At 47.6% G+C, this 18,796-nt stretch carries 8 protein-coding genes; 7 read left to right on the top strand and 1 reads right to left on the bottom strand.

Annotated features, from left to right (window positions below; all coding sequences use genetic code 11):
- The first annotated feature begins 71 nt into the window (after window positions 1-71).
- The 4 genes from NSQ55_RS22390 (at window position 72) to NSQ55_RS22375 (ending at window position 7,687) form a co-directional block, all read left to right on the top strand.
- Window positions 72-1,205 carry an SGNH/GDSL hydrolase family protein gene (locus NSQ55_RS22390; RefSeq protein WP_339169198.1) on the top strand — a complete coding sequence of 378 codons (1,134 nt, stop codon included), beginning with the start codon at window positions 72-74 and terminating at the stop codon, window positions 1,203-1,205.
- A 66-nt stretch (window positions 1,206-1,271) separates the two neighbouring features.
- Complete coding sequence (locus NSQ55_RS22385; RefSeq protein ID WP_339169196.1) at window positions 1,272-2,987, top strand: right-handed parallel beta-helix repeat-containing protein; 1,716 nt, start codon at window positions 1,272-1,274, stop codon at window positions 2,985-2,987.
- 11 nt (window positions 2,988-2,998) lie between these two features.
- On the top strand, window positions 2,999-5,383 hold the full coding sequence (locus NSQ55_RS22380; RefSeq protein ID WP_339169194.1) for a glycoside hydrolase family 95 protein: 2,385 nt from the start codon (window positions 2,999-3,001) through the stop codon (window positions 5,381-5,383).
- Window positions 5,384-5,632: 249 nt separating this feature from the next.
- Window positions 5,633-7,687, top strand: a complete 2,055-nt coding sequence (locus NSQ55_RS22375) for an alpha-galactosidase (protein WP_339169193.1) — start codon at window positions 5,633-5,635, stop codon at window positions 7,685-7,687.
- A 55-nt stretch (window positions 7,688-7,742) separates the two neighbouring features.
- Here the strand turns inward: NSQ55_RS22375 and NSQ55_RS22370 are convergent, their stop codons facing one another.
- Window positions 7,743-8,612, bottom strand: coding sequence for an AraC family transcriptional regulator (locus NSQ55_RS22370; protein WP_339169191.1), 870 nt, complete (start codon window positions 8,610-8,612; stop codon window positions 7,743-7,745).
- 214 nt (window positions 8,613-8,826) lie between these two features.
- Here NSQ55_RS22370 and NSQ55_RS22365 point away from each other — a divergent pair, with 214 nt between their 5' ends.
- The 3 genes from NSQ55_RS22365 (at window position 8,827) to NSQ55_RS22355 (ending at window position 18,234) form a co-directional block, all read left to right on the top strand.
- Complete coding sequence (locus tag NSQ55_RS22365) at window positions 8,827-11,148, top strand: glycoside hydrolase family 95 protein (RefSeq protein WP_339169189.1); 2,322 nt, start codon at window positions 8,827-8,829, stop codon at window positions 11,146-11,148.
- Between the two features lie 242 nt (window positions 11,149-11,390).
- A complete protein-coding gene (locus NSQ55_RS22360) occupies window positions 11,391-12,932 on the top strand; it encodes a response regulator (protein ID WP_076191788.1) in 1,542 nt (513 codons plus the stop codon).
- Between the two features lie 382 nt (window positions 12,933-13,314).
- Entirely contained in the window at window positions 13,315-18,234 is a 4,920-nt protein-coding gene (locus NSQ55_RS22355; protein WP_339169185.1) for an S-layer homology domain-containing protein, read from the top strand.
- The last annotated feature ends 562 nt before the right edge of the window (window positions 18,235-18,796 follow it).

The raw sequence follows: 18,796 nt of genomic DNA, 5'->3' as shown, positions 1-18,796 counted from the left end.
TATGATAGACCCCGCACCTGATTTCTTGATTTCAGGGGAAAATATGGGTTTTTGTGGATGGAGGTTGAGTTATGACAGACGAGAATCATTGCAATCATTCATTTGTAGTTCCGCGCCGTGGACTACCTCAAATTAACGGCAGGCTTACGGAAAAAGGTACTGTGACCGTTGCCTTTTTAGGCGGCTCAATTACGGAGGGGGCAGGTGCTTCCGAAGCAGACACATATAGCTGGAGAGCACTCACTGGTAAGTATCTTCAGGAGCGGTTTGCGGATCAGGAGTTCCGCTTCATCAATGCAGGAGTGGGGGGGACGAACTCAACTTTAGGTGTTCATCGATTACAGGAGCATGTCCTGCAGCAGGGCACAGTTGATTTGTTATTCGTTGAATTTAGCGTCAATGACGGCAATGACCGGGAAGAATCCATTAGAGGGATGGAGGGCATTGTTCGCCAATGCAGGCGGTTGTCACCGGGCACTGATATTTGCTTTTTGTATACGGCAGCAGAGAAGAATCTCTCCGGGAGCAATCCCTTTAATATTGCTGTCCATGAAGAAGTAGCTGAACATTATAAGCTTCCCTCTGTTAATTTTGCAGCTAGAGTCTATGCGCAGCTAGAGGCGGAACAAATGGAGTGGACTAAGCTGGCACCGGATGGATATCATCCCAATGATGACGGTCATGCGCTGTATGCCTCTTTTTTGCGAGAGTATCTGGAGACAGCGCTTGTTCCTAACAAGACGAATTTGAGTAGCGAAAGCTCTTTAGATATTCCACCTTTGGCGGAGCAAAATTATGAATACGGCAGCCTGCTTGATTTCCGTGCGGCTGATCTTGTGAACGGTTACGAACTTCGCGAACTGGCTGCAGGAGATTCGCTGATGAACTGGCGTTTTGGAACAGAGCATCTGTATACCCATAGCAAGGAGGCTGTTTTTTCTTTTACAGTGACCGGGCAAAGCGCAGGCTTGATGCTGCTCTACGGACCGGATAGCGGGATTTTTGAATATTCGCTAAATGGCAGTTCTTATAAAGCTGTGAACTTATTCGATGAATGGTGTCCGCTTGCCTTTCGGCCTATTATCGCCATGTTTCCGATCCAGGAACAACGTCAAGAATTGCATGTTTCAGTACGCATTACGGGGCTGAAGGATGAACAGAGTAAAGGCACCAGTCTGCGTATTCTGAAACTGCTGCACAATTGATTATTTTAAGCGGAGAGATTATACTGCCAAATATTAAGCGTTTACAAAAAAAGAAAGGCGGTGCCGATGATTACTTCTGCTGAAAATAACGCCTTAACTACTCCTGCTGTAATCCGCCTGACGGATTATGGAGTGCTGCCGGATTCTGGTTTAGACGCGCAGCCAGCCATGGTTCGGGCTATACAGGCTGTCGCTGAAATTCCCGGTCCAGTACTACTGGATTGCCCGAAGGGCTGCTATCATTTCTATCCGGACGAGGCCATCCGCAAACCTTATTTTATCTCTAATACTGCCAGTGAAGAAGAGAACAGGGATGTCACTAAGACCATCGGTATTTTGCTGAAGGGACAATATAATTTAACGCTGGAAGGCAATGGTTCATTATTTATTTTTCACGGCAAGCAAACGATGCTCCTGCTGGATGGCTGCAAGAATGTGGAGATCCGTAATTTACATACCGACTATGCCCGGCCAACTGTGACGGAGATGACGATTACCGAAAGCGGTGACCATTCGTTCGATGTCCAAGTACATCCCGATTCACGTTATGAGATTAGGGAGGATAAGTTGGTCTGGATCGGTGAGGGCTGGAGCTTTTCTGAAGGCCCAATGCAGACTTATGATCCGCAGCGCAATACGACTTGGCGGATGGATAACTGGCTGGAGCAGGCAGACACTGTCGAGGAACTGGAGCCGATGAAGCTCCGTCTGCATTTTAATTTTCAGCCTGAGGTTATTCCGGGGCATGTTCTACAAAGCCGTGACGGCATCCGTGATCAGGTGGGCGTATTCTTTACGGAAAGCTCGAACATCACCTTGAGCGATATTGGGCTACATTTTCTGCATGGACTTGGCATCGTTGGCCAGTTCAGCGAGAATCTCAGCTTCCGCCGTATGGATCTCTCACCGCGTCCGGAAACGGGACGAACGGTCACAGGCTTTGCGGACTTTATTCACATGTCTAGCTGCCGGGGAAAGGTGATCATTGCCGATAGTAATTTTTCCGGTTCACATGACGATCCCGTTAATGTCCATGGTACTTATCTGCGGATCGTAGAGCAGCCATCGGCGAATGTAGTAAAGGTCCGGTTCATGCATCATCAGACCTACGGATTCATGGCTTTCTATCCGGGGGACGAAATTGAATTTGTTCGCTCCGGTTCATTGACCACTTATGCGGCTAATGAAGTGGTCGAAGTGAAGCGGCTAAATCCACGCGAGCTTTTGTTGACGTTGGCTCATCCGGCTCCTGATGATATAGGCAGCCATGATGTTATAGAGAATGTTACCTGGACTCCAGAGGTTGAAGTCACTAATAATCACTTCGCGAGAGTACCCACCCGCGGTATTCTTGTGACAACCCGGCGCAAAGTGGAAATTAAGGGTAACATTTTTGAACGGATGCATATGAATGCCATTCTGATTGCAGTGGATGCTGAGTCCTGGTATGAATCCGGCAAGGTGGAGGATGTGATCATCAGCGGCAATCATTTTCTGGAATGTGGAAGTCAAAAGCATCCGGTTATCTTTATTTCGCCGGAGAATGTGGAGATAGATAAGCGTGCTCCCGTTCACCAGAGAATTGTCATCACGAATAACAAGTTTGAAAGTATTGATGTGTTGGCCCTTAGTGCCAAGAGCACCTGCGGACTGGTCTTTAAGTGCAATGGAATTCTGGCAGGCAGTGGTGAGGCGAGTCTTTCGAATCTTGATGATGCGATTGAATTAAATGCCTGCAGTGAGGTTGAAATTGCTGATAATTTATTAAATGACAGATGGTGAGGAGAGCGCGTATGAAACTTCAATATGACAAGCCAGCAAATGTATGGACGGAAGGACTTCCAATTGGGAATGGACGTCTGGGCGGTATGATCTTCGGTGGTGTGGAACAGGAGAAAATTAGTCTAAACGAGGATACGCTTTGGTCAGGATACCCAAAAGAGGGTAACAATCCCGGTGCTAAGAACGTTCTGCCAAAGGTGCGACAGCTGATTCAAGAAGGCCGTTATGTTGAGGCGGACACGCTGACCAGAGAAATGATGGGGCCGTATACTCAATCTTATTTACCTTTTGGTGATCTATTGCTTCGTTTTGAACATGGCAACGTCTATCATTCTTATCAGCGTACACTGGATGTGGAAAATGCGCTGCATCGCATTGAATATCAGATTGGCAATGTTACTTATGCCCGTGAGATGTTCGCTTCTCATCCTGATCAGTTGCTTGTACTTCGTTTGACCGCAAGTGTGCCAGGCGCATTGAATGTGCATGCCACGCTGGAAAGTCCACTCCGGCACAACCTTTATTCGCAAGGTGACAGCTTTGTTCTATCGGGAACGGCACCGGAGCATGTAGATCCAAGCTATTTCGGGAGCGACAATCCCATCCAATACGGTGAATTAGGCAGCAGCAAGGGAATGGCTTTCGAAGGACAACTCTCCGTGACGGCGGATGACGGCCAAGTAACGGTTGATGGCAGTGGGATTCATTTGCTGGGTGCGACAGCGGCAACCTTTTATTTCAGTGCGGCTACAGGTTTTAACGGGTATGACCTAATCCCGGGAATTGAAGGAAAAGATGCCTCCACCATTGCAGCTTCCTTCTTGGCAAGTGCTCAAGGCAAGTCTTACACCAGCCTGCTTCAAGCGCATATCACTGATTACCGGGCACTTTTCGATCGGGTGAAGCTTCGGCTGGGCAAGCCGCTGGCACCGGAAGGAATGTCAACCGAGCAGCGGATTACGACTTACTCCGCGCAAGATCCGGGTCTAGTTGAGCTGCTGTTTCATTTCGGACGTTATTTGCTGATCGCAAGCTCGCGTCCCGGAACGCAGGCCGCCAATCTTCAGGGAATATGGAATGCCTCTACTCGTCCGCCTTGGAGCAGTAACTATACACTGAATATCAATACAGAAATGAACTATTGGCCCGCTGAGATTTGCAATCTGGCAGAATGTCATGAGCCACTTTTGGATTTCGTCGGCAATCTGGCGAAGAGAGGGGCGGATACCGCTCGGACCAACTATGGCACCCGGGGCTGGGTAGCTCATCATAACTCGGATCTTTGGGCACACACTGCACCGGTAGGTGATTATGGCGATGGAGATCCAAGCTGGGCCTATTGGCCAATGGGCGGCATCTGGCTGACCCAGCATCTTTGGGAACATTTTGCTTTTGGCGGAGATACTGAATACTTGCGGACTTCGGCTTATCCTGTCATGAAGGAGGCGGCTCTGTTCGCATTGGATTGGCTGATTGACGACGGCAAGGGTAATCTTGTGACCTCCCCGTCCACTTCACCAGAGCATAAATTCCGGACAGCGGAGGGTGTGGCTGCGGTCAGTCCGGGTGCCACAATGGATATATCACTGATCTGGGAGTTGTTCACGAACTGTATCGAGGCATCAGTGATTCTTGGAACGGATGAAGCTTTGCGTGAAGAGCTGAAAAGTACCCGTGAGCGTCTATTGCCACTGCAGGTTGGCAAGTACGGGCAACTGCAGGAATGGTCCTCTGATTTTGAGGATGAGGACATGTACCACAGACATACCTCGCATCTGGTTGGAATTTATCCGGGCCGCCAGTTGTCAGAAGAAGAGACCCCTGAGCTATTTGCTGCGGCAAGAACCTCGCTGGAGCGGCGCGGGGATGAAAGCACAGGCTGGAGTCTGGGCTGGAGAGTCGCTTTATGGAGCCGCTTCCGGGATGGAAACCGTTCCTTGCGTCTGCTCTCTAACATGTTGCGGCTGGTGAAGGACGGGGAGTCGGAGCAATATAATCACGGCGGAGTTTATGCCAATCTGCTCGGTGCACATCCGCCGTTCCAGATTGATGGCAACTTTGCAGCCTCCGCCGGGATTGCCGAAATGCTGCTACAATCTCACCGCGGCTATCTCGAACTACTGCCTGCATTGCCGAATGAATGGCAGGAGGGAAGCGTTGCAGGTGTACGTGCCCGCGGTGGCTTTGAAGTCAGCATTCAGTGGGACAACGGCAAGCTAGTGGAAGCGCAGATCACTTCCCTGCTGGGCACAGAATGTGTGATCCGCATGGATACCCCACTTAAGGTAACCTGTGGCAGTCAGGATATACAGTGTGAACGTTCCGCCGAAGGAAGGGTAAGTTTCGCTACAACCGTGGGACAATCCTACAAGCTTATCATTGGTGATCAGCAATAATCCGTTTTATAAGCGTATGAACAGCAGTAGGACCTGAACGTTTGGTCCTGCTGCTGTTTTTTGCATTTTCAGCATGAAGCTTCAGGACCAGCAGAGTTTAGGTAGGATGTGTTAGATCGCGGTATGGATCGGAAGATTGTTGTATAGAAAACGCTTTATCCGCTCTTTATAATGAGGTCATACTTGGGGGATACAGCTACTGAGACTGCGGCCTTCAAGGTCCAAAATGCAGCAACAAGGAGGCAAATTATGCTAACTGACAGTAATACAACCGTAAACGTGAATACAGACACAACGTCTCTTATCCGTGTAACCAATGGCCTGGTGAATCTGGAGATTGATCTCGGAACGGGTGAGTCATCCGTTGTCGGCGGGACTTCTGCACATGTGAAGGGGATTCGCAGCGCCTTTCGCTGGCAGGGCCGGGAATATAATACTGAACACTATCAGAGCCACGTGCTGAAGTTGCAGGAAGAGGTTGTTCGTGAAGGTTTTGGTAAAGGTGTTCATCTAGTGATTGTGCATGAAACATCCCTGCTGCCTCAGCTGGAGCAGCATTTTTATATTTATGAGTCATCATCATATGTGTTGATGCAAAGTGTGATCGCAAGCGATGAGGATATCAAAGCGAACCGCATGGCGGTCATTCAGAGCAAATCGGTATCCCTCGGCGGCGAGTCAGGTCAACCGGATGAACCAAGCATCCTGCGTGTGCCTTACGACAACGATAAATGGGTCAGATATACAGTGGTGAAGCCACCTATGGATACAGAGAGCTACGAGGTAACGGCAGTGTTCGCACCGGATAGCCGGCGAGGAATTATCATGGGTTCCATAACTCACAAGGTGTGGAAAACGGGTATTCGTATCAAAAGCGAGCGAAGCGGCCAGATCGAGGAGCTGGATCTTTACGGTGGGGCTGTGAGTGAATTAACCCGCGACTTTCAGCCGCATGGTTATGTAAAAGGCAAAAGAGTGGAGTCACCGCTCGTATTCGTAGGTTTTTATGATGATTACAGAGAAGGTCTTGAAGCTTACGGACGGGCCAATACATGGATTGAAGCTCCGCTGGCTTGGGAGGGTGGCGTTCCTGTTGGCTGGAATAGCTGGTCTGCTGCAATGGCTGATCTGGATTATGATTTGTATACGTCGACCAGTGAGTTTTTGAAAAAAGAAGTGCAGCCGTTAGGATTCCAGAATGAGGATACGCTGTACATCAACTTTGACGCTTTTTGGGATAATTTCACAGCAGAAGAGATGAAAAATGCACTTGAGCTAGTGCGGAAGAATGGTCATAGACCGGGAACTTACTGGACCCCTTTCGCTTTCTGGGGAAGTCCTACTCAGTTTGGAGATGTCGTGGAAGGTACGAACGGTAAATACACCTATGGCGATATCCTGCTTCGGGACAGCGAAGGAGAGATTCTGCCGGATGTTGATGGAGGGCTAGCCATTGACCCCACACATCCGGGGAACCTGCAAAGAATAGATTGGTATACAAATAAATTCATTTCGGAAGGATTCGAGTATATCAAGCTGGATTTCCTGGCACATGGCGCACTGGAAGGCCAGCATCACAATCCGGAGATTACGACGGGCATTGCGGCGTATCACTACGGTATGTCCTACTTGCAGAATAAGCTGTCTCCAGAGGTTATTGGTCGACCGTTCTTTATTAATCTGTCCATCGCACCGTTGTTCCCTTATGCATTTGCACATAGCCGGCGTGTCTCTTGTGATGTTTTTGGCACGCTGCAGGACACAGAATATATGCTCAACTCTTTGACCCATGGCTGGTGGATGAGCGATTCATTGTACCGTTTCAATGATCCCGACCATTCCGTACTGTACAAGAGCCATAACCAGGAAGCTACGGGCTGGCATGAAGGCCGGAGCCGGCTAACCGCTTCGGTGATCGCGGGAACGGTGCTGCTGCTAGGGGATGACTTCCGAAAAGAGGAGGCCGCCGCCCGGGCTAAAGCTTGGCTGAGCAATAAGGACATTATGGATGTTGCTCGTCTTGGCAAAACCTTCAGACCGATAGAAGGGGACCTCGGCAAGCAATCCTGTGATACTTTTGTGCTCGAATCTTCAGAAGAAAATGCCTTTTATATAGCTGTCTTCAATTACGATGTCACGAAATCTGCTCCTAAATCCCTCTCACTAGAACGGGCAGGGCTGAATGCTCAAGCTGCTTACCAGCTGCTGGACCTATGGGAAGGTGTAGAAGGGGAAATCTCAGGAAAGCTGGAAGTTACGCTTGAACCCGCAGAATCTAAAATCTTCAAATTGACGGCAAAATAACAAAAGAATACGCGCCCTCTGCTTCTTGCGGATAGCGCGTATTCTTTTTTACAACCTATATTTGTATTCGGCTTTGCGGATTAAGGCGATATTGTGTGGGATTTATGCCGTAGCAGGCACTGAAATGTCTGGAAAAGGGATGGAGTGAAGGATAGCCCAATTTCTCAGCAATGGCAGTAACACTTAGCTCGCTCTCCAGAAGCAGACCTGCCGCCCGCCGCATAACGAGATTATGATGATAAGCGCGCGGCGTCATTCCGGTTTCTCGCAGAAACAGCTCATGAAAATAAGTTCGCTTGAGTCCGCAGAGCTGTGCCCAGTCTTCGATAGATTTACCACGTTCGGGATGAGTGTTCAAATACTCCAACAGGCGGACAATCCGATAATCGCTTGGCTGATGCTGATGGAGGGCATTATACCAGCTTAATATCCAACCGTATAACAAGCTATGAACCGCTTCATTCCGGTAGAATATCGCTTCATTGTATATTTTAGCAATCATCACAAGACTATCGTATAGCTGTGGATATTTAGCTAGCGGGAAAACGCAGGGCAATTCTTTCAGCTCGGCACAGGGGACTTCGGTGGCCTTTTTCTCAAGCCTAAAGGGTTCAGGCGCATGGATAAAAGAAAGATTAGTAGACATAGGCGACTGCTTGTCCCACAAATCAAAATAGACATTGTAGGACGAGAGTGGATGAGAAGGGGAAATATGAAAGGCATGTGGCTGGCCGGGGCGCAGAAACACCAGTGTTCTACGCTCAATCGGATAACGAATTCCATCGATTTCCATGTCACCGGGGCCATCGGTAAACAGATGAAAAGCGTAGGCATTGCCGACGCGCAGATGCTCATTGCTGCTGCCGTCGTACAGATAAGGCATGATTGCTCCAACATACGGTGTGATTTCAGATAGTTTGTTCATACTATACCCCTTTTCTAGCAGCATTTCTTAATTCTGGCCTGTAGTTAAATGTTTGGAATAACGGATAAATTGTCAAATGAATGAACGAGTCAACAAAGACTAGTAGTACTGATGATGTTACGATAAATGCGATAAATACACAATGTTAATAACAGAGAAAGCGGATTAATTAACAACAACTTTTGAAGGTCTATTACAGACAGGAGACGATCAAATGAGCGATTTTAAATTGTGGTATTCAACCCCTGCAACAAGCTGGTCGCAAGGGTTGCCGTTGGGTAACGGAAGAATAGGTGCTGTTGTAATGGCGGCGCCGCATCGTGAAGTGTGGAGCATGAGCGAGGTGACCTATTGGTCTGGGCAAACGGATCCCGAGTCTGCTCCTGCCGGAGGTAGAACTGCGCTGGAAGAGATGCGAAGTCACTTTTTTGCCGGCGATTATGACAGCGGTGATCGTTTAGCCAAACAGTATTTACAGCCTAAAAAACAAAATTTCGGTACGAACCTGGGATTATGCGAGGTGGTTATTGATTTTGCCCAGGATGCGGATGTTAAATCAGGCGGTGTGTTTCGGCGGGAGCTGGAATTGACAAGTGCAGTGTCTGGGGCGGTCTATGAGAGCGGCGAAACAACAATCCGTCGAGAGGTCTTCGCTTCACATGCCGATGATTTGGTAGTTTCAAGAATTTGGAGCGATAAGCCTGGAGGGGTATCCTTTACGCTTGCCATCGAAGGTGGGACAGAATCGTTTACGACTGAGGTTGTGGATGGCGACACTATTGAATTCAAGGGGCAAGCTACAGAAAAGGTGCATAGTAATGGTAAATGCGGGGTATGGGCAAAAGGGCAGCTTAAAGTAAGTCTATCCGGCGGTACGATCTACAGGGGGGATGGCCGATTAAGAGTTTCCGGAGCTAATGAGGCCCGGATTTATTTTGGGGTCAGTACCGATTATCGCCGGAGCAATCAGGATTGGGAGACGGAGAGCTACAGCAACCTACGGCAGGCTTTAACCAAAGGTTATGCACAGTTAAAAGAAGATCATATTCAAGATTACCGCCAGGAATATGCAAAGGTGGATATTCAATTGGGTAGCTCCGAGAAAGAAAGTCTGCCTACCGATCAGCGGATTAGGTTGCTGGCACAGGATCAGGTGGAGGACCCTCAGTTGTTCGCATTGTTCCTCCAGTATGGCCGCTACCTAACCATTGCCGGATCACGGGAAGATTCACCTCTTCCACTGCACTTGCAGGGAATCTGGAATGACGGTGAGGCTTGCCGTATGGGCTGGAGCTGCGACTATCATCTCGATATTAATACACAGATGAATTATTATCCGACAGAAGTCGTAAACCTTGGGGACAGCCACCTTCCATTGATGCGATATATTGAAGATTTATCTCAGGCAGGAAAATCAACTGCACGCGATTTATATGGCAGCAAAGGATGGGTGGCGCATGTATTCTCTAACGTCTGGGGGTTTACAGCTCCGGGCTGGGAAACCTCATGGGGGCTCAATGTCACAGGCGGATTATGGATTGCAACCCATCTGATGGAGCATTATGAATATAGTCAGGATCGTGTATTTCTAGAGCGCCAGGCATATCCTGTTCTAAAAGAAGCCGCAGAATTCTTCCTCGACTATATGACGATTCATCCGAAATATGGCTGGCTGGTGACGGGTCCTTCGAACTCGCCAGAGAACAGCTTCTATCCCGCCGATAGCAGCGAGGGTGCACAGCAGCTGTCTATGGGTTCGACCATGGATCAAGTGCTCGTACAGGATCTTTTCGAGTTCTGTCTGAAGTCTGCGGTGTTGCTCGATACAGATGTGGAGCTTCAGCTGAAGCTAAAGGAAGCTATGGCTAAGTTACCCCCGCTACAGATTGGTAAAAGAGGTCAGCTGCAGGAGTGGCTTGAAGATTATGAAGAAGCGCAACCTGAGCATCGACACTTGGCTCATTTGTTCGCTTTGTATCCAAGCAACCAGATTACACCGGACAGAACACCGGAGTTAAGCGCGGCAGCAAGGGTAACGCTAGAGAACCGGATGGCTCAGGAAGAACTGGAGGATGTAGAGTTCACCGCCGCCTTATTCGGTCTTAGTTTTTCCAGACTATATGACGGGGAGAAGGCGTATAAGCATATCTCTCATTTAATTAGCGGTCTGTGCTTCGATAATCTGTTCAGTTTCTCCAAATCAGGGATTGGTGGGGCAGAGTGCAATATCTTTGTCGTGGATGGCAATTTTGGTGGGACGGCTACTATTGCAGAGATGCTGCTGCAAAGCCACGCGGATGAAATTCATCTGTTGCCAGCGCTTCCGCAAGCCTGGAATACAGGATCGGTGTCTGGATTACGAGCCAAAGGAAAGGTAGAGGTAGACGTAGTTTGGGAGAAGGGGCAGTTGACGGAAGCTACGCTTCGCACCTACGCACCGGGAACGGTGACCCTTCGATGGGGAGATCAGAGAACTACCTTCCAAGCAGAAACAGGAGGAAGCTACTATTTCAACAGCCAATTGGAGCTGTTATAATGATTCGGCGGGGGCGATGAGCCTCCGTTTTCATTATGCGTCCGAATAATGATGAGTAGGTATCGAAGGGCTATCTGGTCTGCTTAGGACCCGATAGCCTTTTTACGAGCACGTTGGGATTAGATCTTACAAAGTAACGATTCATGCCTGAAAATGACTTACATTTATTTGGTCGATGATCGACTAAGGGGAAAAGAATATAATAGGAGCAAATACAGACAACAAGAAGGAGGGAACCTCAGGTGTATAGTATTTTTTTGGTAGATGATGAAGAAATGGGTCTTGAGATGATGAGAGATTATATCCGCTGGGAAGAGATGGGTATCTATGTAGTCGGAACAGCGAGCAATGGTAGAGAAGCTTTGGAGAAAATAGAGGCTTTTCAACCGGATATTATTCTTACAGATGTTCAGATGCCGATAATGAATGGAATTGAGTTGGCTAAAAAAATACATGAATGTTATGACCAGATGCAAATTATGTTCCTCACCGGACATGATGAATTCCACTATGTTAAATCGGCCCTTAATGTAGGAGCTGTTGGATATTTACTGAAGCCGCTAGATTTGACTGAAATTGAAAGCGTTATCGAAAAGGTTAAAGCACGCTGCGAAGAGGTTCAGATGAAACAACGTTCTATGGAGGCTGCTAAAACTAAGATTCTTAAGGAGCTTTCTTTTGAAAAAAATGCGGAGCAAGCCGCAGAGCTGGCAAATAACTTCAATAGGCTGACACGTCTCCCAGAGAGTAATCATTATACCATGGCACTGTTCAGCATCGATCCCAAAGAGGCGGAGGGTGAGCAGCAGAGTCTGGAAGAGTGTATGAGCCGGTTGATTTCTTATCTGGATCACTTTTTTAAGGCGAAAAATATAGAGGTTGTTTTTGTTCCTTACAAGGATGGCGAGACAGGTGTATTCATGGAAGCGACTCAACAGCCTGGCTATTATGCTTGGGAGGATTTAGCTGTGGCTATTCGTAGTGCGCTGGATTTTACGGTGACGGCAGCAGTCGGAGCGCAGGCCGCAGAATTAGCGTTGGTCCATAATCTGTATAAGCAGACGCGTGTGATTTTAAATGAACGTTTTTATAAAGGCACGGGCTTAATTATTCATGCCGCGGCTATTTCGAATCAGTTCGACAGTGAACATATGCCACCTTTTGAGAGAAAAGAGTGGTTTGAAGCTATCCATCAGCTGGACTTCGAGCAGGCCGCACAAAAGCTGCATCAATATTTCGTGGGATTGGCCACACTGAGAATCAAGAAAAAAATCATCTGTGATTGGGCGATTGATCTTGTTGATGAACTGCTAGAGCAGCTGCATCAGTCTGTTCCCGAGGGTTTTAAGCGGGCGGAGCTCTATCATTCCATCTATAATGCGCTGACTTTACATGAGATCGAGGATTTAATCCTGGGCACTGCGGGTGATGCCGTGAGCATGCTAGGTGAGCGACTTATGGATAAAAATACAAAGCTCGTCCACAAGGTTCGCACCGTGATTGAACAAAATTACGATCAGCCGATTACGATTAATAGTCTGTCTGATCAGGTTTATCTGTCACCGAACTACTTAAGATCTATTTTTAAGGATAAAACAGGCATCACGATCCACGATTATTTAACCCGTATTCGGCTTGATAAGGCCAAGGAGCTGCTCGCAGACGGGTCACTGAAGATTCAAGATATTGCCCAGAGAGTGGGGTACGAAAGCACGTCTTATTTTATTTCTCTATTTCTGAAGAACCTTGGGGTCACACCTAACGAGTACAGGAAAAATATTTAACCTTCCGCACTTCTGCTTACTGAATAGAAAGAAAAGTCGCTTTCCTTTATGAATTGTAAACTTGCGATATGGAAAGATGCCCCTTTGCTTTTTACAATAAGCATGTATTACAACTCAGCACATGTGAGGGGCTTGATTCATTATTGCGATTAAAGGAAGCTTTTTTACACATCTAATTGCGATAGCGCTTTCAAGAAATCCAGACGGCAATAGTTGGATACAGCATTCTTGAGAGAGTAATCGGTACGGGCCGTACATTCCTTACATGACGTTACTTACAACAAGGAGAGGAGTTCTGAAGACGTTATTTGGAAAGAGGAACAACTGATGAATTGCAACCGGAAGGCTTTTCTTATATCAGAAAGTTAAATGGAGGGATTAAATGTTTGGACGTGTAATGAAAAGAGGGTTCTTGTTCTTTCTTATGATCAGCTTAGTGTTAGGCAGCGGTGGTCAGTTTGCCGGCAAGGTCTACGCCGAGGATACAAATAGCTATGAAGCTGAAGCGGATGGGAATATTCTGACGGGTAATGCGTCAATTTCTGACCACCCAGCGGCTTCCGGAGGGAAAAAAGTTGGCGGCATGTATCAAGGCAGCTCCTTGTTGTTCAATAATGTGACCGTGAGCGAGCCGGGGAATTATAAAATTACAGTGTATTATATTTCTGGCGATTCACGCCCGTTTAATATCAGTGCCAATGGCGGTGACAAGCAATTTGAAGAACCGTCCAAGACTGTGGACTGGGATACGGTAGGCACTTATGATGTGACGCTTCCGCTGAACGCGGGTGCTAATACCATCTTGATCGATGACAACAACTGGTATTCTCCGGACATCGATAAGATCGTAATCCGTGGACTGGACGACAGCGATCCAGGTGAAGGACCCGGGGGTGACTGGAAGGAGAAGCTGCATGGTGTGATCATGGAAGCCGAGGCTACTGAGAATATGCTTACAGGCAACGCCAAAGTGGCGGACAGCAGTGTGGGCTCTGGCGGTAAAATCGTAACGGATCTGAACAAAAACAGTTCCTTACAGTTCACAAATGTTGCAGTACCAGCAGCAGGAACGTATTTAATCCGCATCTCCTATATTTCCGGCGATCAACGTCCTGTCTATATGCAGGTTAACGATGGACTGGATGAAATGATTGACCTGCCAAAGACGGCAAGCTGGAGCACCGTGGGATCCTATGATGTGGAGGCCTCTTTGGTAGAGGGTTTGAATACTATCACCTTCTCAGATCATGATTGGTATTCTCCAGATTTCGACCGGATAGAAATTATTCCTTATACCCTCAGCTATGAAGCAGAATCTCCACTCAATGATTTGACAGGCGAGGCCCAAGTTTCCGCTAGCCCGAATGCTTCGGGTGGTCAGAAGGTAGGGTACTTGAATAACGGCAGTTCCATAACCTTCAACAAGATTACAGCCCCTATGACTGGTGATTACCGAATCACAGTCGCCTATATTTCAGGTGACCCACGCAGCTTCTACGTTAGTGCGAATGGTGGAGCAGTGCAGTATTATGAGCTGCCCAAGACACCGGACTGGGATACGGTTGGAATGTATGAACTTACACTGCCACTGAACGAAGGCGAGAATACAATCAAATTTACAGATGGCAACGGGTATGCGCCAGATCTGGACCGGATTATAGTTGAGCCAGCTATGGGTGTGGATCCTAATCCCCCAGTAGAGGAGGACGGTGATTTAGGAACACCGGGCGCTTCGAAGAACTACGGAGCTATCACAGTTACCGAATATACTTACGGACTGCTTGTATCAAATGGCCAATATGAAGTGTCCTATAATACCAAGTCAGGATATGTAAGCTATAACTGGGCTGACGGACAGAAGCTGCATGGGATCTATAGCAGTATCAAAATCGGCGATACGCTCGTTGAGACTACAAGCTATGAGAGTCATACAAGTGTTGGTGCTCCGGTAGACATTCAGGATGGTTTCGGCAAAGGCGTGGAGCTAACTTTTGTCCACACTTCCACAGGAAAACCGACGTTAAAGCAGGTCTACAAGTTTTATGACGATCAAAAGTATTTTCTGACCCGTCTGGATGCGGCCAGCGATACAGCGGTCAAGACCAACTATATGTCACCTATTACCGTAAAACGTACAGGTGGTGTGGATATCGGAGCTAGTGCGGATAATCGTGTGCTTACGGTTCCTTTTGACAACGATGCTTGGATTCGTTATAAATCTCAATCTATGAATCGTGCAGATACCAGCTATGAGATGACGACTGTGTTTAACAACTCGACACGCAGCGGCCTTGTGCTTGGCTCTGTAACTCATGATACCTGGAAGACAGGCATCGACTGGAAAGGTTCCTCCAATCGGCTGAATGAGCTGGTCGTATATGGCGGTGCAGCTAGTGATGTTACCCGGGATACCCAGCCTCATGGCAGCTTAAGTGGAACAAACTTGTCCTCACCTATGATCATGGTAGGGGCCTTCAGTGATTACCGTACAGGGCTTGAGGAGTATGGCAAAGCTAATGCGATCATTACACCTGCACTTGCGCTAAACCCCGAGCTGCCACAAGGCGTACCGGTTGGTTTTAATAGCTGGGGAGCTTACGAGGGTACGCTTTCATATCAGGATGTAGTGGATGTCTCCAATTACTATAAAGAGAATCTGCAAAATTTCAATAATAACGGCAATGTATTTATTAACATGGATTCTTATTGGGATAATCTGAATGATAAGCAGCTGACTGACGCCGTATCGGTTATTAAAGGGAATGGCCAGCATGCGGGTATTTATTGGGCACCGTTTGTATACTGGGGCAACAATATGGACCAGATTGTAGAGGGAACTGACAATAAATATACTTACGGCGATATTGTCCTTAAGGATGCCGCGGGTCAACCGCTGCCGACTCTGGACGGGGCTTTTCCTTTGGATGTAACACATCCTGGTGCCCAATTACGCATGAACTATTTTTTGGACAAATTTAAAGCGCTGGGCTTCACCTTCATCAAATTGGATTTCTTAACGCATGGTTCGCTTGAGGGGCAACATTTCGATTCAACTATAACGACAGGAATCCAAGCTTATAATGAAGGAATGCGTTATGTGAAAGAACGTCTGGATGGAAAAATGTTCATTAGCGCATCAATTGCGCCAATTTTCCCGAGCCAATATGCGCATAGCCGGCGAATTTCCTGCGACACCTACGGCAAGATCAATGAAACCGAATATATGCTGAATTCATTAACCTATGGCTTTTGGCAAAATGGCACGATCTATACCTACACCGATCCTGATCATTTGGCATTGGCCCGTGCTACCAGCTTGACTGAAGCGCGTAGCCGTATGAACTCTGGCGTTATCGCTGGAACAGTACTGCTTGGCTCTGACAATGTTAACGATCCAAAAGCACAGGAGTACATGACCGCTTTGTTCAACAACAAAGATGTTCTCGATTTAGCTTTAAAAGGAAAAGTGTTCAAGCCACTTGAAGGAAATACAAACGCCAATGCCGCCGATACTTTTGTTATGAAGGATGGCAATGATTATTATCTGGCTGTATTCAATTACAGTGCATCTGCTTCGGCAGATAAGCAAGTTGATCTTGGCCGCGCTGGACTGGATGCTGCAGAGATTTATACTACGCAAGATCTCTGGACAGGAGAGGTTTCCTCTGCCACAGGAACTATGAAATTGTCCTTGCAGCCGACAGAGTCGAAATTGGTAAAATTGACGGCTGCACCTAAGACAGTAACCGGTATAACACTGGATAAGACAGAGCTTGCGTTGACCGCTGGTGAAACCGGCAAGTTGACGGCTACAGTATCCCCGGAAGATGCGACGGATAAAGCAGTACTTTGGACTTCGAGCGATACCTCTGTAGCTACCGTAGTGTACGGAACAGTAACCGCTGTAGAAGCTGGAAAGGCCACCATTACTGTGGAGACGGTAGATGGTGGGTTCAAAGCATCGGCAGAAATCACAGTCAAAGAGGCCTCTACAGGAGAGCCGGGAAATCCGGGAGAGCCTAGTAATCCGGGAGAGCCGGGAAATCCGGGAGAACCGAGTAATCCTGGGAATCCAGGAAACAATGGCGGTACCTCTGGCAGCACTTCTGGCAGTACTTCGAGTCAAGAGAATGCTGCGGGCACTTTGATTCTCATGCCAGATATGCTGAAAGTGGACAGTGCTTCTGGTCAGGTAGTGGTTGAGATTAAAGGGGACATCCAACAAGTTCAGTTATCCTCTGCTGTAGTCCGACAGTTGGCGAACCAGACCCTAGTTTTGAATGCGGGTAAGCTCTCCTTGCAGGTACCAGCGGAGCTAATTCACCAGTTGCAAAACAAGCTGCCAGAGGGACAGCGGGAAGATAGCAAGATTGCCCTGAAGATGGTGAACCTCAGCAGCAAGGCCGATGAGTTGGTTGCTACAGTGGCTAGTTCTACTAATGCGGCTGCTGTTCTCAAGGGAGACATCTATGAATTTAGTCTTTCTATTACCACTAAGTCAGGCACTACAGACACACTCGCTACATTTGATAAGCCAATAACACTCATCATGCCAGTGGCAGAAGGCTTCAATGCTAAACGAGGCGGTGTTTATTATATCGCGGACAATGGCAGGCTGGAATATATTCAAGCTGATTATGCTAACGGTGTATTAAAAGCTGAGGTCAGCCACTTCAGCAAATATGCTGTGCTGGAGCTGAACCGCATCTTTGTCGATGTTCCGGCCAATCACTGGGCTAACCCAGTAATCCAAGAGCTGGCGTCCAAGCTATATGTGCAGGGCACAAGCAAAGTAAAGTTTGAACCAAGCCGGGCAGTTACACGTGCCGAGTTCACTTCGATGCTTGTTCATGCCCTTGGACTGACCGCGACAGGAAAAGAAAGCTTTGCTGATGTTGCTCCATCCGCCTGGTATGCGGAGCCTATCTCAATCGCTTACAAGGCGGGAATCGTGAGTGGCAGAAGTGCGTCCAAGTTTGAGCCGGGCGCACAAATCACCCGTGAAGAAATCACGGTGATGCTAATGAAGGCTTACGAGCTGAACAACGGCGTAACAGCCAATGGTGCAACAACCAACGGCGTAACAACCATTGGTGCAACAACTAACGGCGCAACAATCAACGGTGCAACTGCCGCAGCGTTCACCGACATGAATCAGGTGTCTGCTTGGGCCGCTGCTTCTGTAAATGAAGCGGCCAGTCTAGGACTGATTCAAGGTCAAAGTCATGAACGGTTTGCACCAAAAGGAATCGCTTCGCGCGCAGAAGCGGCTCAAGTGATCTATAATTTGATTTTGAAGTAAGCTGAAATGACTACAAAAGAGCGACTCTCCATTAACCGGAGAGTCGCTCTTTTTGATAGATCAGTTAATGAAATTAGCTACTTTATCGAACTTTGCTAATAGATATTACATTACTGTTTGGTACATTGCTGTTCGGCAGTTATTAGTACCACACTTTACTATCTCTCGGAACTTACTCCAGCGAAGTAGAATCCCGGTGCAAAAGTCGAGCACACCCCAGCAAAGTAGAATCCCGTGTAAAAGTAGAACACACTCCAGCAAATTAGAATCCCGTGCAAAAGTCGAACACACCCCGGCAATGTAGAATCCCCCGCAAAAGTCGAACACACTACGGCAAAGTAGATCATAGTTAGAACACATCGGACCGTATCGCAGCTATTTTGGATATTTGAGTCATTTTACAAAGATTTCGGACTGTATAGCTCTTATTGCTATAAAAATGTCCAGAATTACTGTGCAAATGAGTCAATAGCTGCATCTGAGTCCGATAGCCGAGCAAAATGCCCCGAATCATCGAAATAAGGTCCCCTCGGTCCGATACGAATGAGCAGGGAGCAAATAG

This window comes from Paenibacillus sp. FSL H7-0943 (assembly GCF_037963265.1).
Lineage (GTDB): Bacteria > Bacillota > Bacilli > Paenibacillales > Paenibacillaceae > Paenibacillus_AQ > Paenibacillus_AQ odorifer.
The sequence above is the reverse complement of the archived record's forward strand: the minus strand, read 5'-3'. Positions and strand labels throughout refer to the sequence as shown.